Raw genomic sequence first — 19,670 nt, 5'->3', positions numbered from 1 at the left:
CGCTTAACGCATGTACAACCCGCCGTTGATGTCCCAGCATGCGCCGTTCGCGAAATGCGCGTCGCCCGACGCGAGCAGCACCGCCGCATCCGCGACGAAACCGGCCGAGCCGAGCTTGCCGCCCGGCAGGCTCGCGAGCACCTGCCGCAGCTTTTCCGGCGCGACGCTCTCGTAGACGATCGGCAAGTCGAGCGGACCCGGCGAGATCGCGTTGACGGTCACACCCTGCGCGGCGAGATCGCGCGCGAATACCTTGGTCAGCGTCAGCGTGCCGCCCTTCGCGGCCGCGTAGTGTGCGCCCGTCGCAGAGCCGCCGTTCTGCCCGGCGAGCGACGCGATGTTGACGATGCGGCCCGCGCCGCGCGTCGCGAAGTACTGGCCGAACACCTGGCAACCGAACAGCACGCTGCGCAGGTTCACGTCGATTACCTGATCGAACTGCTCGGCCGTGATCTCCATCGCGGGCACGACCTTCGACGCGCCGGCATTGTTGACGAGCACGTCGATCGTGCCCCAGCGCGCGACGAGCGCATCGCGCGCGGCTTCGAAGTCGCGCTTCGACGTTACGTCGAGCGGCAGCGCGATCGCGCGTTCGCCGCTCGGGTCGAGTGCGCGCGCGTGCGCTTGAATGGCGTCGGCGGCGATGTCGGCCAGCGCGACGCGATAGCCGGCCGCATGGAAGCGTTCGGCGATGACGGCGCCGAGCCCGCGCGCGGCGCCGGTGACGAGGACGACTCGATCTGACATGGTGCGTGATTCCCTGGTTCGCGGGCGCGTGGCCGAAGCGGCGCCCGCATCGTGGTTCATGCGGCGAGCGCCGCGTCGAAGTGCGCGGCGACGGCGCATACGTGTTCGTCCGCGCCCTTGCGTCCGACGATCTGCAAGCCGGCCTTCAGCCGCGTTCCCGCGAGCGGCAGCGGCAGGCTGAGCGCCGGGTGACCGCTCAGGTTGAACGGCCGGATCAGCGACGACATCGCAATCACCGACACGCCGTCGCGTGCCTGCTGAAGCGTGATCGGCAACGCGGGCAGCGTCGGCAGCACCAGCACGTCCGCATGTTCGAGCGCGGCATCGACCTGCGCGGTGAAGCGTGCGCGCACGGCTTCGGCTTCCTCGAGCGCGGCCGGTGTCGTCGTCGCGGCCGTGCGCAGCCGCGCATCGAGATCGGCGCCGAGCTTGCCGGTCGCGACGAGATGACCGAATGCGCGCGACGTTTCCGCGTTGATGACGGCGAGCCCTGCCGCGAACGCGGCAGGCAGCTCGTCGAGCACGGCTTCGCGTACGCGCAGGCCGGACGCGCGCAGCGCCGTGTCGAGCGCGGCAGCGATGGCCGCGTCGGCATCGACGATCACGTGCGCGATCGTGCAGCCGGCAACGGGCGCTGCCGCGCGCGCGCGGTCGAAGCCCGGTGCGATGGCGGCCATCACGGCCGCGAGCGTATCGACGTCGCGCGCGAACGGCCCGACGCAATCGAGCGTGGTGTCGGCGGGCGCGACGCCGCGCCGCGACACGCGGCCGAACGTCGGCTTGAGCCCGGCCACGCCGCAGCAGGCGGCCGGCCCGCGAATCGAGCCGCCGGTGTCGGTGCCGAGCGCGGCGTCGACGACGCCGAGCCCGACGAGCGACGCCGAGCCGCTCGACGAGCCGCCCGGAATGCGCAGCGGGTCCTGCGGATTGACCGGTGTGCCGGTGGTGTCGTTGATGCCGGTCATGCCGAACGCGAGCTCGTGCATGTTCGCCTTGCCGGCGATCTGCCAGCCGGCGTCGAGCAGCAGGCGGACCACGTCCGCGTGCCGCGCGGCGGGCGGCGCGTCGGCGAGCGCGCGGCTGGCCGCGCGGGTCGGATGGCCGGCGATGTCGATCGTGTCCTTGATCGCGATCGTCGGGCCCGGGCCGCCCAGCGTGAAGGTGTCGATGAAGCCTGTCATGGTGCGATGGCGTGCGAGCGGAGTGAAAGGGTTCAAGGCCGCGGCGCGGCGGCGAGCGGCCACGGGCCGTCGAGCACGCGCTCGGTGCGGAAATGGCGGATCAGCCACGCGGTGCCGCCATCGGCCGGCGCGAAATCGACGGTCAGCCGCGCGGCGATCAGCTCGGCGGTGCCGTCCACGTGGCGCGACGCCTGCAGCATGATCCAGCGGCCGCGCGCGGTCGCGAGATCGGCGCCGACGTCGATCGACTCCGACGTCAGGAAGTGCAGGTTCGCCGCGAAATGCGGCTCGGGCGGCAGATAGCGGCGCAGCATCGCGACGATCGCGTCCGTGCCTTCGCGGCGGCCGAACTTGCGCGCGTACTGCGGGCCGATGCCTTCCCACACAGCATCGGCCGTGAACAGCGCGGCGAGCGCCGGGCCGTCGCCGGCATCCTCGGGCACGTCGCACAGCGCCATGTAGCGCGTGATCGTCGCGCGCACCGCACGTTCGGCGTCGAGCATCGCCACGCGCCGCTCAAGCGCTCCGAGCGCTTCAAGCACTTCGATCGAGCGGGCCGGATCGGAGCCGGTCATCGCGCGCCTCACGACGCGGGGCGCGCGGCCGGCGGCACGGTCAGCGCGCGGCCGACCCGCGCCTCGATCTTGCCGTAGCGCCACAGGTTGTATTCGCCGACGGGCGTCGTGCGATACAGGTTGCAGACCGCGACCGTCGTGTCGAAGTCGGCGACGTCGGCCATGATGTAGAAGGTCCACGGCGCGCCGTCGGCCTGGCCGACGACGAGGCGGTCGTCATCCATCACGCCGAGCACGCGCACGCCGGGCATTGCCTCGACGGCGGCGAGCATCGCGCCATACGCTTGCCACACTTCGCCGATCTTCTCGCGCGGCAGGTCGAAGAAGTTTTGCGACACGCCGCAGCAGAACAGCACGCGCAGCGGCAGCGGATTCGAATCGGACATGACAGGTTCTCCTGAAGAATGCGTTGAGCGGCGTCGCGGCGAAGCGACGCGGATTACAGATAGCCGGGAAACGGCGCGACGCCGGTGAACACCGCGCCCGCGCCGTCGAAGTTGCCTTCGCCGAGAAACGCGTGCTGCGTGACGACCATCGCGTCGCGCAGCAGGCGCTGCAGCGGATGCGTGCGATAGATCGCGGCCGTGCCGCCGAGGCGATACGCGCGCTCGACGACGCTCGCGCCTTCGCGGGCGATGTGCGTGGCGGCGAGCCTCAGCAGGCTGACCTGCTCGGGCGTCACGGGGTTCCCCGCGAGGATCGATTGCCAGACCGAGTCGGTCGCGTCGTAGAAGAACGCGCGCGCCGAGCGCAACTGCGCCTCGGCCTTCGCGAGCTCGATGCGGAAATACGCGCGATCGGCGAGGCGCGGCGCGCCGGTGGTCGTCTGGCGGCCGCCCGACATCCGGTTCGCGACGTCGAGCGCCGCACGGGCCAGCCCGAGGTTGACCACGGCGAGCACCTGCGCCGCATACGCGACGGTCGGATAGCGGTACAGCGGCTCGTCGACGGTCGCCTCGCCGCCGCGCACGAAGGTCCATGCTTCCGGCACGAAGCGATCGTCGACGCGCAGGTCGTGGCTGCCGGTGCCCTGCATGCCGACCACGCTCCAGTTCTCGACGATCTCGACGTCGGCGGCACGGAACACGGCCGTGCGCGGCTTGTTCGGCGCGGCGTCCTGCGCGCCGGGCACCGCGATGCCGACGCCGAGCCAGTCGGCGCCCTTGCAGCCGCTCGCGAACTTCCACGTGCCGTTCACGCGCCAGCCGCCGGGGGCCGCTTGCGCCGGCTGCACCGGGAACAGCCCGCCCGCGAACACCTGGTCGGGGCCGCCCGCGTACAGCTCGGCCTGCGTGGCGAGCGGCAGCGCGGCGAGATAGACGTTGGCCGAGCCGAAGCTCGCGACCCACGCGGCCGAGCCGTCGGCGGTCGCGATCCGCTCGATCATGTCGAGGAACGCGCCGGGCGCGAGCGCGTCGCCGCCGAAGCGGCGCGGCGTGCCCGCGCGATAGATGCCGGCTTCCTTGAACAGCGCGATCACGTCGCGCGGGACGTGCGACAGGCGGTCGAATTCGTCGCGGCGCGCGGCGACGGTCTCGATCACGGCGTCGAGCGGCGACACCCGCGCGGCCGCTTCACGGACCGCGTGCGGCGAGGGGGACGCGGCATCGATGGCGAGGGCGGCGTTGGGCATGGCGGTCTCCTGGGGATGGGGTTCGGTTGCGGGGGCAAGACGATGCATGGGCTAGGGTCTGTTTACATATGGAACGCGCATGCGTTGCCACGAGAACGGCCGCTCGCGAGGCGCGCGACGCTGCGAATACTGGACGTATTCGCAAGGAGCGCAACGCGGCGAGCGGCCGTTCTCGTGGCAACCCCAAACTAAAAAATTCATGTCAGGGGAATGCCCGAAATCGCCCGTATGGCGGCGTCGCTCGTCGCTTGTTTGACTCGGCCAAACGGCGCTCCTCACTTCTTGCCCTACGGGCGATTTCGGGCATTCGCATGTGCGTTCCATATGTAAACAGACCCTAGTCTAGAAACGTCGAAAACCCGCAGCAATTGGTGCGTAGGGCCGCGTGACTGGTGTCGCTCCGTGCCGGACTAAAGAAATCTTCAGATGCGGGCCGCGCACGCCGATGCTATGTTGGACATCCGGCCGCGCGACGCCGCGCGCCTTCATCCGAATCCGATCATGAGTTTTCCCGACGAAGACGATTTCCACCGGCTGCTCGACGCATTGACCACCTGCGTGCTGCTGCACGACGCGAAGACTCGCGCGATCGTGTGGGCGAACCGCGCCGCGTGCATCGCGCTCGGTTTTTCCGTCGAGGAGCTGCTGCCGCTGAAGGCGCAGGACATGACGCGTCCCGAACCGAAATACCGCCGCGAGATCGCCGTGAGCGCGTGGGATCGCGCGCTCGTCGACGGCCCGCAGGTGTACGAGTGGTGCTACCGGTCGCGCACCGGCGTCGACATGCTGTCGGAGGCGACCGCCACCTACGTGCCGCTGCGCGGGCGCGACGTCGTGATGGTGCAGTTCCGCGACATCAGCGCGGAAGAGGCGGTCCGCCAGCAACTGCGCCGCTACGAGGCGCGGCTGCGCGAGTTCATGCAGGATCTCGACGAAGGGATCGCGGTCGTGACGCCGCACGGCCGCGTGCAGTTCATCAGCGAGTCGGGCCGGCGCGTGCTCGGGCTCGCGCAGGACGAAGCGCTCGGCGAGGTGCTCGACTACTGCAGCGCGGCCGACCGCGACCGGCTCGTCGCGCAGCTGCGCGATGCGCCGTCGGCGTGCCCGTCCGAACCGCAGCGCTACCGGATCGTGCGGCGCGACGGTTCGACGTGCTGGCTGCGCATCCTGTGCCGGCAGGTCGAGATCGAAGGCGATCTCGACGGGCTGCTCGTGCAGTTTCGCGACGTGAGCGACGAAGTCGCGATCGAGGACGCACGGCGTGCGGAAGCGCGCATGCTCGAATACGCGGGCCGCTACAACGCGATGGGCGAGATGGCGAGCGTGATCGCGCACGAGCTGAGCCAGCCGCTCGCGGCCGTGCGCAACTTCATCGAGGGCGCGGTGCGGCGGCTGAATGCGCGCGGCGCCGTCGACGATGCGATCTGGGGGCTGCGCAGCGCGGACCGGCAGGCCGAACATGCGGCGCTGATCATCAAGAGCGTGCGCGAGTTCATCGTGAAGCGCGAGCCGGCTGTCGCGCTCGCCGACCTGCGCGAAATTCTCGCCGACGTCGCGTATTTCATCGAGCTGCGGGCGAAGGAAGCGGGCGTGACCGTCTCGATCGTGCAGGCCGATGCGCCGCTGCCGATCCGCTGCGAGCGCGTGCTGATCGGGCAGGTGGTGCTCAACCTCGCGTTCAATGCGATCGAGGCGTTCGCCGGCTGCGAGCGTATGCCGCGCACGCTGATGCTCGGCACCGCGAACGTCGGCGGGCACGCGGAACTGCGCGCGATCGACAACGGCCCCGGTGTCGCCGAAGGCGCGCACGACCGGCTGTTCGACGGCTTCTCGTCGTCGAAGGCCGGCGGCAACGGGATCGGGCTGTCGCTGTGCAAGAGCATCGTCACGCGCCACGGCGGCCGCATCGTCGCGAGCCCGGCCGAAGGCGGCGGGCTCGACTGCCGCGTGACGCTGCCGCTCGCCGACGCGCAGGCGTAGCCGCCGCGTTGCTTCACGTGCTTTACATGCGCCACGGCCGGACTGCGACGCGCGGCACACGATCAGCGCCCCAGCGCTCGCGCGGTCTGGCCGCCGATCCCGAAGTCGGTGTTCGGGATGTCCTTGATGATGACGCGGGTCGCCTGCAACGGCGCATCGAGCACGTTCGCGCCGGCGTCCGACAGCGCGGCGATCAGCGCGCGTTTCTGTTCGTCGGTGCGCCCGGCGATCAGGATCGCGACGATCACCGGCAGCGACGGCGGTGCGCCGTCGGCGGCCGTGCGCCCGCCGAGGCCGACATGCGCCGAGGGCAATTCGGTGAGCAGCACGCGCACCGATTCGATCGGCGCGCCGATCGCGTCGACGGTCGCGCCGGACAGCCGCGCGATCAGCTCGGCCTTTCGTGCGTCGTCGTGGCCGGCCGGCAGGAAAACTTCGAGTGTGGGCATGGTCGTCGGCAAAGGTGAAGGTGACCGGTTCACCGTTGCACTTGCAGCGGCGAACCGGCCACGGCTTACAGCAGGAAGCCGATCGCGCTGAGCGCTTCGGTCGAGTCGATCAGGCGCACGATCTTCTCGGCGATGCGCATCTCGCCTTCGGCATCGACGTGCAGCTTGTGCGTGACGTCGGCCGCGAACAGCGTCGCGACGCCGCGCTTGTACGCGACGACGACCTGCGCGGATTTCAGCTCGACGATGCCCGCGCTGCTGCTTTCCAGCGTGAAGCGCGACACGGTGCGCACCGTGCGCGCCGCGTCGCTTGCCGACGCCGAGTGACCGGACAGCATCCGCTGCACGCGCTTCTCGCGCATGTCCTGGTCGTCGAACACGTAGTTCAGCGTCGCCGCGAAATCGGTCGCGTCGGGATCGATCGGCACCACGTAGTGGCCGGCCGGATCCCACAGGTCCAGCCACGCGCGATAGTCGCGGCGGTCGAGCATCTCGGCTTCGCGCCACACGAATTCGACCGCGCGGGCGAAGGTCTGCTGCGAGAAAAGGGCGTTGCGGTCGTCCATCATGCTTGCTCCATCAACTTGCGCCATTGCTGGTAGGCCTCGCGCATGCCGGTCTCGTCGGTCGCATGCGCGGTCTTTTCGCCGTTCGCGGCGGTCGTCTCGCGGTTCAGCCCGCGGTTCACGAGGATCGGCACGTCGGGGCCCGCATGCGCGCCGCGCTGCACGCGCTCCCACGCTTCCGCGTCGTCGGGGCTGCCGAAGCCGAACGGGCCCTGAAAGTGTTCGTGGATGCGCAGCCGCTCGCGGTTCGCTTCGTCGGGGCCGCCGTCCATTGCGAGCGCGACGTGGCGGATCTCGGTTTCGTTCGCGGAAATCGGCCGCAGCACGCGGAAGAACGCCATCGACAGCGCGAGGTTCGGAAACAGGTTCAGGTTGAAGCCGACGCCCAGCAGCGAGCGCACGATGCGGCGCACTTCGTTCGGCGCGTGGCGCTCGGCGAGCGTTGCCGCGAGCGGCGCGAAGCGCTCGGGCAGCGGCGCGCCGTCGTCTTCGTCGAGATCGATCAGCTCGGGCATCAGCACCGCGAGGCTGTGGCCGTTGCCGAGCGCGCGACAGAACGCGTGCTCGCTCGTCATGAAGCTCGTGATCGCGGCGGCTGTTTCATCGTCGATCGACTTCATCCACGACTTGTGCACGACCGGGAAGTGATAGAGGTCCGTCGTGTTCTCGAGCTGGATCTTCCAGTTGCCCTTGAACTTGAACTTGTGCTCGCCGTTCGCCTTGATCGGGTAGCCGGCGCCCTGCTTCATGAACAGGTCGATCCACGGCTTCGCGCCACCGAGGAAATCCTCGAGCGGCTCGATGTCGTCGTTGAAGCTCGCGAAGATCAGCCCTTGATACACGCCGACGCGCAGCTTCACGAGCGGCAGGTCGCCTTTCTCGCACACGCCTTCGTAGCCGTCGCCGTACGGCAGCGCGCGCAGCGTGCCGTCGAGCGCGTACGACCAGCTGTGATACGGGCACGTGAAGCCCTTCGCGTTGCCCTTGTGCGATTCGCACACGGTCGCGCCTCGATGGCGGCAGCGGTTCTGCAGCACGTTGATCTCGCCGGTCTTGTCGCGCACGACGATCACCGGCTGGCGGCCGATCGTCGTCGTGATGAAGTCGCCCGGGTTCGGCAATTCGCTGTCGTGCGCGACCCAGATCCAGGTGCGGTAGAAGATGCGGTCGAGCTCGGCCTCGAACAGCGCGGGGTCGTGATACATCGCGGGCGCGATGCGGTCGGGCTGCGCGAGGCCGTGCAACGCGCGGGTGTCGATCGTCTGGTAGGGAATGTCGCTCATCGTCGTCGTGGGGAAAGAGTCGCGAAGTCGGGCCGCGCTGTGCGCAGCGTCGGGAGACCAGTCTCGGCTTCCGCTACATATCCGTCAAATTGATCTAAAATTGCTGATCAAATAAATACGGCAAATGATGGAGGCCACGATGACATCGGTCGATCATCTCGATCTGAACCTGTTGCGGGTGTTTCAGGCGATCGTCGAGGAGCGCAGCCTGACCAAGGCCGGCGAGCGGCTCGCGCTGTCGCAGCCGGCCGTCAGCTATTCGCTCGGGCGGCTGCGCACGCTGTTCGACGATCCGCTGTTCGTGCGCACGCGCGCGGGGATGCAGCCCACGCCGGTCGCGCTCGAACTCGCGGGGATCGTCGGCAAGGCGCTCGACATGGTGCGGGCCGCGCTGCGCTATGCGGAGCGTTTCGATCCGGCGTCGAGCACGCGTACGTTCCGGCTGTCGCTGTCGGACGCGGGCGAGATGGCGTACCTGCCGGCGATCTGCCAGGCGCTGCGCGCGCGCGCGCCGCGCGTGACGCTGAGCGTGCAGCCGCTGCCCGTGGAGGAGATCGAGGAGGCGCTGCGCGCGAGCCGGCTGGACTTCGCGATCGGCAACCTGCCGGAGCTGATGCCGCGCACGCGCCACCAGGTGCTGTTCGAGGAAACCTACGTGTGCATGACCGGCCGCCGGCGCGGGTTGCCGGCCGGCGCGGCGCTGAGCCTCGAGCAGTTCGTGCGCGCCGCACATGTCAACGTGAAATCGGTCGAGCACAGCCACCACGCGCTCGACGACGCATTGCGCGCGCAGGGCGTGGGCCGCAACATCGCGCTCGAAGTGCCGCACTTCGTCGCGCTGCCGAGCGTGCTGTCGGTCACCGATCTCTATGCGACGCTGCCGAGGCGGCTCGCGCAGATCCTGAACCGCGGCAACGCGTTCCGGCTGTACGACCTGCCGGTGACGCTGCCGCCCGCGCCGGTCACGATGCACTGGCACGAGCACTTTCACGAGGACGAGGGCATCGCGTGGATGCGCGCGCTGCTCGCCGAGATCGTCGAGCATTTCGACGAGGCGTGAGCGCGCGGCGCGGGCCGTCGCGATGCAGCCGCGCATCGTCGCGTCAACGCATCGGTGCATCCGAGATCGACGCGCGGGCCGTCGCGATGCACCCACGCATCGTCGCGTTATCGCATCAGAGATCGAGGACGAGCACCGCCGAGCGCGCACGCGACACGCAGCAGCAGATCACCGTGTTGCTCGCACGCTCGGCCTTGCTCAGGCAGTGGTCGCGATGATCGGGCTCGCCGTCGAGCACCGGCACCATGCAGGTGCCGCACACGCCTTCGCCGCATGACGTATCGACCTCGATGCCGATGCGCGCGAGCGCGTCGACGATCGACGTATCGGGCGCGACGCGCACCGATTGCCCGCTGCGCTGCAGCCGCACTTCGAAGCCTTCTGCCGGCGCTGCATCCGTGGCGGCATCGGCCGCGGCCGGTTCCGCCGCGAAGCGTTCGAGATGAATCGCATCCTCGGGAATCCGCGTGGCCGCCGCCGCGACGACCGCATCCATGAACGGGCCGGGGCCGCACGTGTACACATGTGCGTGCGCATCGATCGATTCGACGCAGCGGCCGAGCTCGGCCGCCAGCGCGTCGGGCTCGATGCCGTAATGGAATGTCACGTGCGCGGCGAACGGGGCGGCCGACAGTTCGTCGACGAAGGCCGCGTGTTCCCGGCTGCGCGCGAAGTAGTGCAACCGGTAGCGCGCGCCGCGCTGCTCGAGTGCATACGCCATCGACAGCAGCGGCGTGATGCCGATCCCGGCCGCGATCAGCACATGTTCGCTCGCGTTGTCCGCCAGACGAAACAGGTTGCGCGGCGCGCCGATCGACAGCTCGGCGCCGACGCACACGTCGTCGTGCAGCGAGCGCGAACCGCCGCGCGAGCGCGCTTCCTTCTTCACCGCGAACAGATAGCTGCCGCGCTCGTCGGGGCGGCCGCACAGCGAATACTGCCGCGTGACGCCGGATGGCGCGGTGACGTCGATATGGGCGCCCGGCTCGTACGCGTCGAACGGCTGGCCGTCGACGCGCGAGACCCGGAAACAGCGGATGTCCTGCGCCGCGTCGATCAGCGCATCGATCCGGACCTGGTGGCGGTTCGCTTGCATGGGTGTTCCGTGGGGTAGGGAAGAAACCGGCGCGGCAGATACCGCGCCGTCATGCAGCCGAGAATAGGGACGCGCACCGCATAAATCAAATCGATAAAAAAGCGATGCCGGAATCAGTGGGATGGATAATTGCGCCGCGACCCGATCGTCGCGCGCTCAGCGTGCGGCGACCGCGTTGCCACCGTCGACGGGCGCATTGGCGGCGCTGGCCGACGCAGCCGCATGACCGCGCTCGCGCTCGAGACTGCGGCGGTACTGCCGGCATCCGGCCGCCAGCAGCAGCGCGGCGAGCGTGGCGGCGACGACGTTGACGATCGACATCGAGTGGCCGACCGCCGCCGGCGCGCCGAACACGCGATCGGTGAACAGCGCGACGACGGTCGTGCCGATGCCGAGCGCGATCAGGTTCGACACGAGCAGGAACAGCGCGGATATCTGCGCGCGCATCTGGTTCGGCGCGAGCGTCTGCATCGCGGCGGTCGACGTCGGCATCGGGAACGACGCGAAGAACATCGCGACGACGAGCATCGCGAGCGACGCCGGCAGGCTGTCGAGCTGCGTGAACAGCGTCGCGGGAATCACCATGCACGCGGCGCCGATCGCCCCCGCACGCATCGGCGCATCGCTGCGTCCGCGGCGCAGCAGCCAGTCGTTGAGCCAGCCACCGCAGAACACGCCGGCCGTGTTCGCGACCAGCAGCACGATGCCGAGCGTGTAGCCGGCTTCGACGGCCGTCATCCCGAAGTGGCGGATATAGAACGCGGGCGTCCAGCTCAACAGGCAGTACAGCGTCATCGCATAGAACGAGAAGCCGAGGTAGTGGCACGAGAAGGTCGCACGATGCGTGCCGACGAAGCGCAGCGAATCGCGCATCGACACGCGCCGCACGGCGCCCGAGCGATCCTGCGCGAGCCCCTTGCGCTGCGGGTCGCGCACGGTCGCGGCGAACAGCAGCGCGACGAGAATCCCCGGCAGCCCGACGATCAGGAACGTGACCTGCCACGCATGCACCTGCCCGACGAGCGGCAGCGTGAACGCGCTCGCGTGCTTGAGCAGCGCGATCACGTAGCCGCCGATCAGGAACGCGACGCCGCCGCCGATGAACGAGCCGAGCGAATACACGGCGATCGCGCGGCCGAGCTTCTCCTTCGGGAAGTAGTCGGCGAGCATCGAATACGCGCCGGGCGACAGCGCGGCCTCGCCGACGCCGACCCCCATGCGCGCGACGAACATCTGCACGAACTGCTGGCTGAGCCCGCACGCGGCGGTCGCGACGCTCCACAGCGCGATGCCGAGCGCGATGATGCGCGGGCGCGCGTAGCGGTCGGCGAGATACGCGACGGGCAGCCCCATCACCGCATAGAACAGCGAGAACGCGAAGCCGTTGAGCAGGCTGAACTGCGTGTCGGTCAGGTGCAGGTCGCGCTTGATCGGTTCGATCATCAGGACGAGCACCTGGCGGTCGACGAACGAAAAGACGTACGCGAGCATGCAGATGACGACGACATACCATTCGTACGTATAGCGCTTGCCGTCGGCAGCGCGGGCCGTGGGTGCGGACATGCGGATTCTCCAGGAGCGGGCGGTGGAAAGGCGCGGCGCCGGCCTCGCGGGCCGGGCGCCGTCGCGGCGCGAAAGCGTGCGGGTGACACGTGTCGGAGACGCAGCGTAGTCGGCCAAATTCGGCCGCCATAGCCGGAGTGACAGCCGCGCCACACGGACCTTTACCGACCCGGATAAAGAAAACACCGAGGCCGTGCGCGCGGGCCGGCGCGCAGCGCGTGTGCGGCGGGGCGCGCGCGCATCATGCGGCGCATCTATAAGCGTTATAGAGCGGATTGCGTCGACGTCCGAAATTGTCGTTCCTAGACTCGGCCCGGTTTTGATCGGCAGCGTTCGCACGAGATCGCGAACGCGTTTCATATCGAGCGGCGCGACGCCGACGGGCGCCGGAATGACTACGGGACGACGAAGATGAACCATCCGAACGGGCGGGCCGACCGGCTTGCCGTACCGCGTGCCACGCTGGTTGCCGCGCTCCTCACGTGCGCGTCGCTGCCGGCGCTCGCGCAATCGAGCGTGACGCTCTACGGCCGCGTCGATACCGCGATCGAATACGCGAACGCCGGGCCGAATCATGTGACGCGCATGGGCAGCGGCAACCTGTGGGCGTCGCAGTGGGGGTTGAAGGGCGTCGAGGATCTCGGTGGCGGTTACGCGGCGATATTCAAGCTCGAGGACGGCTTCAACGCGGCGAGCGGCGCGCTGTCGAACAGCAGCGCGCTGTTCGGCCGCGAGGCGTGGGTCGGCATCACCGGGCCGTTCGGCGGCGTGCAGTTCGGCGAGCTCTACACGATCCTGCACACCACGCTCGTCACGTACAGCCTGCCCGGTCTCGGCGCGGGCCTCGCATGGGGCAACGCGACGAACAACTTCGTCGGGCCCGCGTTCCTGCGCGTGCGCAACTCGATGCGCTACACGTCGCCGCGCTACGCCGGCTTCATGCTCCGCGCGATGGCCGCGCGCGGCGCCAATGGCGCGGCCGGCCAGCCGGCGACGCTCGGCGACACGTACGGCGCGGGCCTCAACTACGCGCGCGGCGGGTTGTCGATCGACGTCGACTACATGCAGCAGAAGTTCAGCCCGGTCGCCGCATCCGCGCTCGGTGCCACGAGCCCGGCCGCGAACGGCAACTACACGCTCGGCGCGATCTCGTACGACTTCAGCGTCGTGAAGATCGCCGCGTTGTACATGCGCCATCGCGGCGGCCCCGACGTCGCGGCCGCGATCGACAGCCAGAGTGCGTATCCGCACAGCGACACGATGGAGCTCAGCGCGACGGTGCCGATCGGCCGCGCGTCGTTGCTGCTGAGCATCGGCCACTACCGGAAGGTCGCGGACAGCGACGGCAACGCCGATTCGTACGGCATCCGCTTCGACTATCCGTTGTCGAAGCGCACGGTGCTTTACACGGGCGCGGCGATGGTGCGCAACGGCGCGCATGCGCGCTTCGTCGTGAACGGCGCGGCGGGCGGCGGCGTCGCGGTCGCGAAACCCGGCGCGACCGCCAGCTCGATCGTCGCAGGCATCCTCACGTCGTTCTGAGCGCCGAGGGTTGCCGCTGGCCGCCTGCGCCGCTACGCGCAGGCGGGCGGGTGTGGTGCGAGCCATGCGTCGAACGGCGGCTGCCGGCCGATATCGAACAACTCCAGCAGCAGCGCACGCAGCCAGCGATGGCCCGGGTCCGCATCGAAGCGCCGGTGCCAGTACGCGTTGACGGCCCATTCGCCGGCCCCGGCGATCTCGTACAGCGTGCACGGCTGACGCGCGGCGAACGTGATCGCGACGGTCTCCGGCAGGATCAGCGCGTAATCGCCGTGTTCGAGCAGCGCCGGCACCACCATGAAGTCGGGCAGCGCGGCCCGTACGCGCGGCATCAGTCCGTGCCGCTCGAGCAATTGCATCGACTGCGGATGCGATGTCACCGCGACGAAGCGCAGCGTGTCCGGCGCGTCGCCGTCGAGCACGAAATCGTCGGGCAGTGCGACGCGTTGCGCGGTGCGGCGCGGCATCAGCAACACGCAGCGCTCGTGCAGCAGCGCCGCGCGCTGGAAATGGCTCGATGCATCCGCGAAATGTCCGAGCGCGAAATCGATGCGGCCCGATTCGAGCGCGACGTTGAGCTGGCATTCGTCGACGTGCAGCGTCTCGATCACCGCGCCCGGTGCGCGCCGGTCGAATGCCGCGAGCAGCGTCGGCAGGAAGGCGCTCGCCGCGAAATCGCTCATGTGCAGCCGGAACACGCGCTGCGTGCTGTCCGGCGTGAACCGTGAGCCTTCGTCGAGCACGTCCTGCAGGATCGCGAGCGCCTTGTCGACCGAGATCGCGAGCCGCTGCGCGCGCGGCGTCGGCTCGACGCCGGTGCCGGTGCGCACGAACAGCGCGTCGCGGAACATCAGCCGCAGGCGGCCGAGCGCGTAGCTGACCGACGGCTGCGTGACGCCGAGCCGCAGCGCCGCGCGGCCGACGTGCCGCTCCTCGTACACCGCGCGAAACGTCTTCAGCAAGTTGAGATCGAGATCCTGCACGCGCAGGCCGTCGGGCGAATCGCCGTCGTGCGGTGAAGCTTCGGCGCGGGCCGGGGCCGGCGGCCGGCTGGTGGCGGAGTGCGTCATGGTGCTTGCCTCGCGGTGACGGAAGGCGCGTGGCCGTAACGCCGCGCATAGGCCTTCGCGAAATGGCCGAAGCCATGAATGCCGTGCGCGATCAGCACGTCGGTCACGCTGCGCGCGTCGCCGCGTTGCAGCGCGGCGTGCACCGCGGCCAGCCGGCGCTCGCGCACGTAGGCGGCCGGCGTGGTGTTCAGGAACGCGCGGAACGCATGCTGCAGCGTGCGTGGCGCGACGCCCGCGACGGCCGCCAGCGCGGCGAGCGCGAGCGGTTCGCCCAGATGCGCGTCGACGTGGTCGCATGCGCGGCGCACGTGCGCCGGCAGCGGCGGCGTGCCGCGCGCGAGCGCAGCGCTGTACGAATGCGGCAGATGCGTGAGGAGCAGCGACATCAGCCACGCGGTGAGATCGGCGCCAAACGTCGTCGCCGATGTGCCGACGCCCGGCTGCGCGCCGAGCCGGCACAGGTACTCGAACGTCGGCGGCACGAGCGCGGCGCCCGCGCCGCTGCCGCCCGCGGCGAGATCGAAGTGCAGCGGCCGCGTGAGCGTCGCATGCAGCATGTCCTGCAGCTTGCGTTCGAGTGCGCCGCGCTCGAGCCGCAGCACCAGATTGCGGCAATCGGGGCTCGTGCTCAGACGGCTCGCGAGCGCCGGCGACGACACGGTCAGCTCGCCCGGGCCCGCTCGCGCGACCCGCTGGCCGGCCCGCAGTTCGCACGCGCCCGACAGCGTCAGCCGGAACAGGAAGTGATCGGCATCGTCACCGAAATCGATGCGCGTTTCGCGGCCGTAGCAGAGCTCGAGCAGCGCGCCGTGATGCAGCGGCACCTCGTACAGCTCCGCATGAAAGGGATCGCGGCCGCGCGCGGCCATCCGGTGCGGCCCGAGCCGGTGCGCGACCGCGCGTTCGACTTCGTCGGGCGCATGCAGCGTGCCGAGCCGGTTCGGCGCATGTCGGGAGAGGGCGATGTCCATGCGGGGGCCTCGTGTCGGATGGGTGGGCGCGGCGTAATGCGCGTCGCCGCGATTGCGTTGCGCGAACGGGCGTGCCGTTGCGCGTTTTGAAGCGACGCGCTGCGCGCCGCCGCGTAGTCTCGGCAACACTCACTCACCGGGAGAAAACGATGAAGGTATGTGTACTGGGCGGCGGCCACGGCTGCCATGCGGCCGCGATCGACCTGTTCGAGAAGGGCCACGACGTGACGTGGTGGCGGCGCGACCGTGAACCGCACGCGCGGCTGCGCGAACTCGGCGCGCTGCACGTGACCGACTATCGCGGCGAGCGCGCGGTGCCGCTCGGCGATACACCCGGCGCGATCCGGCTGACCGACGATCTCGCGGCCGCGCTGCACGGCGCGCGGCTCGTCGTGGTGCCGCTGCCGGCCGTGTCGCACGACGCGCTGGCCGCGCAGGTCGCGCCGCTGCTCGAGGACGGCCAGGTCGTGTTCCTGCCGCCCGGCACGTTCGGCAGCTTCGTGTTCGCGCGCGCGGCGGCCGATGCCGGCAACCGTGCGCGCGTCGCGTTCGCGGAGACGGGCACGCTGCCGTACCTGGTGCGCAAGCACGGCGACAACAAGGTCGTGATCAGCGCATACGCGACCCGCCTGCCGACCGGCGTGTTTCCCGCGAACGCGGCCGGCTGGGCGTTCGACGTGCTGCGCGCGGGCTATCCGTCGGTCGAGCCGGTCGAGGACGCGCTGTCCGGCGCGCTGATGAACGCGGGCCCGGTGATCCATCCGCCGCTGATCCTGATGAACGCCGGGCCGCTCGAACACTTCGACGCGTGGGACATCCACAACGAAGGCACGCAACCGTCGATCCGCTGCGTGACGAACGCGCTCGACGCCGAACGCATCGCCGTGCGCGAGGCGCTCGGCTACCGCGCGCCGCATTTCCCGCTCGCGGACCACTACGCGACCGACGGCGACGAATGGATGTACGGGCGCGGCGCGCACGGCAAGCTGACCGACAGCGGCGACTGGCGCGAGAAGATCGATTTGCGCACGCATCGCTACATGCTCGAGGACACCCGGCTCGGGCTGTCCTTCATCGTGTCGTGCGGGCGCTGGGCCAACGTGCCGACGCCCGTTGCGCAGGGGCTGCTGAGCGTCGCGTCGGCCGTCACCGGCCGCGACCTGTATGCGCAGGGGCGCACGCTGGACGGGTTGGGTCTCGCTGCCCTGTCGCGCGACGCGCTGCGCGCGCTGCTCGATGCGGGGTACGCCGCATGACGGCCGCCCTCGACGTGACGCGCGTGCACGTGCTCGGGGCGGGGCGCATGGGGCAGGGGATCGCGCTCGTGTTCGCGTTCGCGGGCCTCGACGTGACGTTGATCGACTTCAAGCCGCGCGACGCGCACGGATGGCGCGCATTCGAGGAGCGCACGCGTGGCGAGATCCTGCGGCCGCTGCATGCGCAGGTCGCGCTCGGTCGCATCGATCGCGCGCAGGCAGAGGCCGTCGTCGCGCGCATCGCGCTGGTCGCGCGCGACGGCGCGGCGCACGCGGTGCGCGACGCCGGCATCGTGTTCGAAGCGCTGCCGGAAGTGCTCGACGCGAAGGCCGACGCGTTGCGCTGGCTCGGCGAACATGTCGATGCACGTGCAACCATCGCGTCGACGACGTCGACGTTCGTCGTCACCACGTTGCAGCGCCATGTCGCACACCCTGAACGGATGCTGAACGCTCACTGGCTGAATCCCGCGCTGCTGATGCCGCTCGTCGAGATCAGCCGCAGCGACGCGACGGATCAGTCGGTTGTCGATGCGCTCGCCGCGCTGCTCGAACGCGTCGGCAAGAAGCCGGTGATCTGCGGGCCGGCGCCCGGCTACATCGTGCCGCGCATCCAGGCGCTCGCGATGAACGAGGCCGCGCGGATGGTGGAGGAGGGCGTCGCGAGCGCCGCGGACATCGACACGGCGATCCGCACCGGTTTCGGCCCGCGCTTCGCGGTGCTCGGGCTGCTCGAGTTCATCGACTGGGGCGGCTGCGACATCCTGTACTACGCGTCGACGTACCTCGCCGGCGAGATCGGTCCGCGCTTCGCGCCGGCCGCGAGCGTCGTGCGCAACATGGAGGCCGGTCGTGACGGCGTGCGTACGGGCGCCGGGTTCCACGACTATGCGCAGGTCGACGTGCCGGCTTACATGCAGCAACGGCTCGGCGAGTTCGCGCGGCTGCTCGACCACCTCGGGCTCGCGCCCGCGTTCGATGCCGCACGGCGCGATTCCGGCGCTTGAGCGTCGCGCGGCGCGCGGCCGCGCGGTCATGCCGCGTCGCCGCGCGTGCTGGCGGCGGGCATACCGGCGGCGGGCGTACCGGCATCGGGCATACCGCGCGTCTCGCGCATCACGCACAGCGTCGCGACGGTCACGAGCCCGAGCGCAATGAGGAACAACGACACGGGCCACGACGCGTGATAGCGCGCGAGCAACGCGGTCGCGATCAGCGGCGACATCCCGCCGGCGAAGATCGACGCGACTTCATGGCCGAGCGCGACGCCCGAGTAGCGCACCTCGGTGCTGAACAGCTCGCCGACCAGCGCGGGCAGCGTGCCGATCATCGCGCCGTGGCTCACCGCCGTGCCGATCGTCAGCGCGAGCCACACGAGCGGCGTCGCGCGCGTGTCGAGCAGCCAGAAGAACGGAAATGCGCAGGCGACGAGGCTCAGCGCGCCGATCAGGTACACGGGCTTGCGGCCGATCCGGTCGGACAGGCGGCCCCACGCGAGCATCGCGCCCATTTCGACGATCATCGCGATCATCACGCCGGTCAGCATCACGCCGTTCGGGATGCCGACATATTTTCCGTAGACGAGCGAAAACGCGAGGAAGATGTACGCGCCGCCGTTTTCGGCGACGCGCAGCCCCATCGCGAGCAGGATTTCCTTCGGATGACGACGGATGCACTCGACGATCGGAAGATGCGTATGCGCGCCGCGCTTGCCGGCCTGCTCGTAGTCGCGGCTTTCCGGCAGGTGGCGGCGGATATAGATGCCGATCGCGAAGATCGCGATGCTCGCGAGGAACGGCAGCCGCCAGCCCCAGGTGCGAAACGCATCGTCCGGCAGCGCCTGCGCGGCGAGGAATGCGGCCGACGACAGCACGAAGCCGCCACCCACGCCGAGCTGGCTCCACGCCGCGTAGTAGCCGCGCTGCTCGGGCGGCGCGTTCTCGCTGATCATCAGCACGCCGCCGCCCCATTCGCCGCCGGACGCGACGCCCTGCAGCAGCCGCAGCACGACGAGCGCCGCGGGCGCCCACAACCCGACCTGCGCGTAGGTCGGCAGCAGGCCGATCGCGAACGTCGACGCGCCCATGATCAGCAGCGTCCACACGAGCGACGCCTTGCGCCCGTAGCGGTCGCCGACATGGCCGAACACGATCCCGCCGAGCGGCCGCGCGACGAAGCCGAGCGCGAACGCCGCGAACGCGGCAAGGCTGCCCGCGAGCGGCGACGCGCCGGGCGGAAAGAACACGTGGCCGAACACGAGCGCGGCTGCCGTGCCGTAGACGAAAAAGTCATACCATTCCATCGCGTTGCCGGCGACGGAGGCGATGACGATCCGGCGCAGTTGCCGGTCGGCGAGCGGCCGGGCGGCGCTCGGGGATTGCACGGTGTCGGTCGGGTACATGGCGGACTCTGAAGGGGGACGAACGCGTGCCGTCTCTGGAGAACGCATGCGGCACTGCTAGGGTCTGTTTACATATGGAACGCCCATGCGAATGCCCGAAATCGCCCGTAGGGCAAGAAGTGAGGAGCGCCGTTTGGCCGAGCCAAACAAGCGACGAGCGACGCCGCCATACGGGCGATTTCGGGCATTCCCGTGACGTGAATTCTTTAATTTGGGGTTGCCACGAGAACGGCCGCTCGCCGCGTTGCGCTCCTTGCGAATACGTCCAGTATTCGCAGCGTCGCGCGCCTCGCGAGC

At 69.8% G+C, this 19,670-nt stretch carries 18 protein-coding genes; 5 read left to right on the top strand and 13 right to left on the bottom strand.

Annotated elements, in window-relative coordinates; translation table 11 throughout:
• Window positions 1-3: 3 nt before the first annotated feature.
• From FFI87_RS27370 to FFI87_RS27350, 5 genes are read right to left on the bottom strand one after another with little or no spacing between them, the layout of a single operon-like run.
• Entirely contained in the window at window positions 4-747 is a 744-nt protein-coding gene (locus FFI87_RS27370) for an SDR family NAD(P)-dependent oxidoreductase (RefSeq protein WP_138850034.1), read from the bottom strand.
• Between the two features lie 56 nt (window positions 748-803).
• The gene (locus tag FFI87_RS27365; protein WP_138850035.1) at window positions 804-1,928 is read right to left on the bottom strand and encodes an amidase; all 1,125 of its coding nucleotides are present in this window, start codon (window positions 1,926-1,928) and stop codon (window positions 804-806) included.
• Between the two features lie 32 nt (window positions 1,929-1,960).
• Complete coding sequence (locus FFI87_RS27360) at window positions 1,961-2,503, bottom strand: nuclear transport factor 2 family protein (RefSeq protein WP_138850036.1); 543 nt, start codon at window positions 2,501-2,503, stop codon at window positions 1,961-1,963.
• Window positions 2,504-2,511: 8 nt separating this feature from the next.
• Window positions 2,512-2,889 (bottom strand): hypothetical protein, encoded by a 378-nt coding sequence (locus FFI87_RS27355; protein ID WP_011660268.1) that lies wholly within the window; start codon window positions 2,887-2,889, stop codon window positions 2,512-2,514.
• Between the two features lie 53 nt (window positions 2,890-2,942).
• On the bottom strand, window positions 2,943-4,136 hold the full coding sequence (locus tag FFI87_RS27350) for an acyl-CoA dehydrogenase family protein (protein ID WP_105786062.1): 1,194 nt from the start codon (window positions 4,134-4,136) through the stop codon (window positions 2,943-2,945).
• A gap of 426 nt (window positions 4,137-4,562) precedes the next feature.
• On the opposite strand from FFI87_RS27350, the gene FFI87_RS27340 reads away from it, so the two are divergent.
• Window positions 4,563-6,116 carry a sensor histidine kinase gene (locus tag FFI87_RS27340; protein ID WP_138850038.1) on the top strand — a complete coding sequence of 518 codons (1,554 nt, stop codon included), beginning with the start codon at window positions 4,563-4,565 and terminating at the stop codon, window positions 6,114-6,116.
• 62 nt (window positions 6,117-6,178) lie between these two features.
• Here FFI87_RS27340 and FFI87_RS27335 read toward each other — a convergent pair whose 3' ends face one another.
• The 3 genes from FFI87_RS27335 to FFI87_RS27325 form a co-directional block, all read right to left on the bottom strand.
• The gene (locus tag FFI87_RS27335) at window positions 6,179-6,565 is read right to left on the bottom strand and encodes a 2-hydroxymuconate tautomerase family protein (RefSeq protein WP_138850039.1); all 387 of its coding nucleotides are present in this window, start codon (window positions 6,563-6,565) and stop codon (window positions 6,179-6,181) included.
• 65 nt (window positions 6,566-6,630) lie between these two features.
• Complete coding sequence (locus FFI87_RS27330) at window positions 6,631-7,134, bottom strand: aromatic-ring-hydroxylating dioxygenase subunit beta (protein WP_012365407.1); 504 nt, start codon at window positions 7,132-7,134, stop codon at window positions 6,631-6,633.
• Window positions 7,131-8,414, bottom strand: a complete 1,284-nt coding sequence (locus tag FFI87_RS27325; protein ID WP_138850040.1) for an aromatic ring-hydroxylating oxygenase subunit alpha — start codon at window positions 8,412-8,414, stop codon at window positions 7,131-7,133. Before FFI87_RS27325 ends, FFI87_RS27330 begins: the two co-directional genes overlap by 4 nt.
• 139 nt (window positions 8,415-8,553) lie before the next feature.
• Here FFI87_RS27325 and FFI87_RS27320 point away from each other — a divergent pair, with 139 nt between their 5' ends.
• Window positions 8,554-9,474, top strand: coding sequence for a LysR family transcriptional regulator (locus FFI87_RS27320; RefSeq protein WP_138850041.1), 921 nt, complete (start codon window positions 8,554-8,556; stop codon window positions 9,472-9,474).
• A gap of 115 nt (window positions 9,475-9,589) precedes the next feature.
• Here the strand turns inward: FFI87_RS27320 and FFI87_RS27315 are convergent, their stop codons facing one another.
• Both FFI87_RS27315 and FFI87_RS27310 read right to left on the bottom strand, forming a co-directional pair.
• Entirely contained in the window at window positions 9,590-10,570 is a 981-nt protein-coding gene (locus tag FFI87_RS27315; protein ID WP_138850042.1) for a PDR/VanB family oxidoreductase, read from the bottom strand.
• A gap of 156 nt (window positions 10,571-10,726) precedes the next feature.
• Entirely contained in the window at window positions 10,727-12,133 is a 1,407-nt protein-coding gene (locus FFI87_RS27310; protein WP_138850043.1) for a spinster family MFS transporter, read from the bottom strand.
• Between the two features lie 411 nt (window positions 12,134-12,544).
• Between FFI87_RS27310 and FFI87_RS27305 the strand changes: the two genes are divergently transcribed.
• A complete protein-coding gene (locus FFI87_RS27305) occupies window positions 12,545-13,675 on the top strand; it encodes a porin (protein WP_138850044.1) in 1,131 nt (376 codons plus the stop codon).
• Window positions 13,676-13,707: 32 nt separating this feature from the next.
• On the opposite strand, the gene FFI87_RS27300 is transcribed toward FFI87_RS27305, so the two are convergent.
• Window positions 13,708-14,745, bottom strand: a complete 1,038-nt coding sequence (locus FFI87_RS27300) for a LysR family transcriptional regulator (RefSeq protein ID WP_138850045.1) — start codon at window positions 14,743-14,745, stop codon at window positions 13,708-13,710.
• The gene (locus tag FFI87_RS27295; protein WP_138850046.1) at window positions 14,742-15,716 is read right to left on the bottom strand and encodes an AraC family transcriptional regulator; all 975 of its coding nucleotides are present in this window, start codon (window positions 15,714-15,716) and stop codon (window positions 14,742-14,744) included. The genes FFI87_RS27300 and FFI87_RS27295 overlap by 4 nt, the downstream gene beginning before the upstream one ends.
• A gap of 149 nt (window positions 15,717-15,865) precedes the next feature.
• Here FFI87_RS27295 and FFI87_RS27290 point away from each other — a divergent pair, with 149 nt between their 5' ends.
• Window positions 15,866-16,972, top strand: coding sequence for an NAD/NADP-dependent octopine/nopaline dehydrogenase family protein (locus tag FFI87_RS27290; protein WP_138850047.1), 1,107 nt, complete (start codon window positions 15,866-15,868; stop codon window positions 16,970-16,972).
• Complete coding sequence (locus FFI87_RS27285; protein WP_012365416.1) at window positions 16,969-17,979, top strand: 3-hydroxybutyryl-CoA dehydrogenase; 1,011 nt, start codon at window positions 16,969-16,971, stop codon at window positions 17,977-17,979. The genes FFI87_RS27290 and FFI87_RS27285 overlap by 4 nt, the downstream gene beginning before the upstream one ends.
• Window positions 17,980-18,005: 26 nt before the next feature.
• Here FFI87_RS27285 and FFI87_RS27280 read toward each other — a convergent pair whose 3' ends face one another.
• On the bottom strand, window positions 18,006-19,373 hold the full coding sequence (locus tag FFI87_RS27280; RefSeq protein WP_138850048.1) for an MFS transporter: 1,368 nt from the start codon (window positions 19,371-19,373) through the stop codon (window positions 18,006-18,008).
• Window positions 19,374-19,670 lie beyond the last annotated feature (297 nt).

It is taken from the genome of Burkholderia sp. KBS0801 (assembly GCF_005937855.2).
GTDB classification, from domain to species: domain Bacteria; phylum Pseudomonadota; class Gammaproteobacteria; order Burkholderiales; family Burkholderiaceae; genus Burkholderia; species Burkholderia ambifaria.
The sequence above is the reverse complement of the archived record's forward strand: the minus strand, read 5'-3'. Positions and strand labels throughout refer to the sequence as shown.

What these genes read in the sequence shown, in the direction of transcription:
- FFI87_RS27305 (WP_138850044.1), top strand. Translation starts at nt 12,545, where the DNA reads ATGAACCATCCGAACGGGCGGGCCGACCGGCTTGCCGTACCGCGTGCC.
- FFI87_RS27370 (WP_138850034.1), bottom strand. Translation starts at nt 747, where the DNA reads ATGTCAGATCGAGTCGTCCTCGTCACCGGCGCCGCGCGCGGGCTCGGC.
- FFI87_RS27290 (WP_138850047.1), top strand. Translation starts at nt 15,866, where the DNA reads ATGAAGGTATGTGTACTGGGCGGCGGCCACGGCTGCCATGCGGCCGCG.
- FFI87_RS27365 (WP_138850035.1), bottom strand. Translation starts at nt 1,928, where the DNA reads ATGACAGGCTTCATCGACACCTTCACGCTGGGCGGCCCGGGCCCGACG.
- FFI87_RS27335 (WP_138850039.1), bottom strand. Translation starts at nt 6,565, where the DNA reads ATGCCCACACTCGAAGTTTTCCTGCCGGCCGGCCACGACGACGCACGA.
- FFI87_RS27360 (WP_138850036.1), bottom strand. Translation starts at nt 2,503, where the DNA reads ATGACCGGCTCCGATCCGGCCCGCTCGATCGAAGTGCTTGAAGCGCTC.
- FFI87_RS27300 (WP_138850045.1), bottom strand. Translation starts at nt 14,745, where the DNA reads ATGACGCACTCCGCCACCAGCCGGCCGCCGGCCCCGGCCCGCGCCGAA.
- FFI87_RS27285 (WP_012365416.1), top strand. Translation starts at nt 16,969, where the DNA reads ATGACGGCCGCCCTCGACGTGACGCGCGTGCACGTGCTCGGGGCGGGG.
- FFI87_RS27350 (WP_105786062.1), bottom strand. Translation starts at nt 4,136, where the DNA reads ATGCCCAACGCCGCCCTCGCCATCGATGCCGCGTCCCCCTCGCCGCAC.
- FFI87_RS27330 (WP_012365407.1), bottom strand. Translation starts at nt 7,134, where the DNA reads ATGATGGACGACCGCAACGCCCTTTTCTCGCAGCAGACCTTCGCCCGC.
- FFI87_RS27295 (WP_138850046.1), bottom strand. Translation starts at nt 15,716, where the DNA reads ATGGACATCGCCCTCTCCCGACATGCGCCGAACCGGCTCGGCACGCTG.
- FFI87_RS27310 (WP_138850043.1), bottom strand. Translation starts at nt 12,133, where the DNA reads ATGTCCGCACCCACGGCCCGCGCTGCCGACGGCAAGCGCTATACGTAC.
- FFI87_RS27320 (WP_138850041.1), top strand. Translation starts at nt 8,554, where the DNA reads ATGACATCGGTCGATCATCTCGATCTGAACCTGTTGCGGGTGTTTCAG.
- FFI87_RS27280 (WP_138850048.1), bottom strand. Translation starts at nt 19,373, where the DNA reads ATGTACCCGACCGACACCGTGCAATCCCCGAGCGCCGCCCGGCCGCTC.
- FFI87_RS27355 (WP_011660268.1), bottom strand. Translation starts at nt 2,889, where the DNA reads ATGTCCGATTCGAATCCGCTGCCGCTGCGCGTGCTGTTCTGCTGCGGC.
- FFI87_RS27340 (WP_138850038.1), top strand. Translation starts at nt 4,563, where the DNA reads ATGCGGGCCGCGCACGCCGATGCTATGTTGGACATCCGGCCGCGCGAC.
- FFI87_RS27325 (WP_138850040.1), bottom strand. Translation starts at nt 8,414, where the DNA reads ATGAGCGACATTCCCTACCAGACGATCGACACCCGCGCGTTGCACGGC.
- FFI87_RS27315 (WP_138850042.1), bottom strand. Translation starts at nt 10,570, where the DNA reads ATGCAAGCGAACCGCCACCAGGTCCGGATCGATGCGCTGATCGACGCG.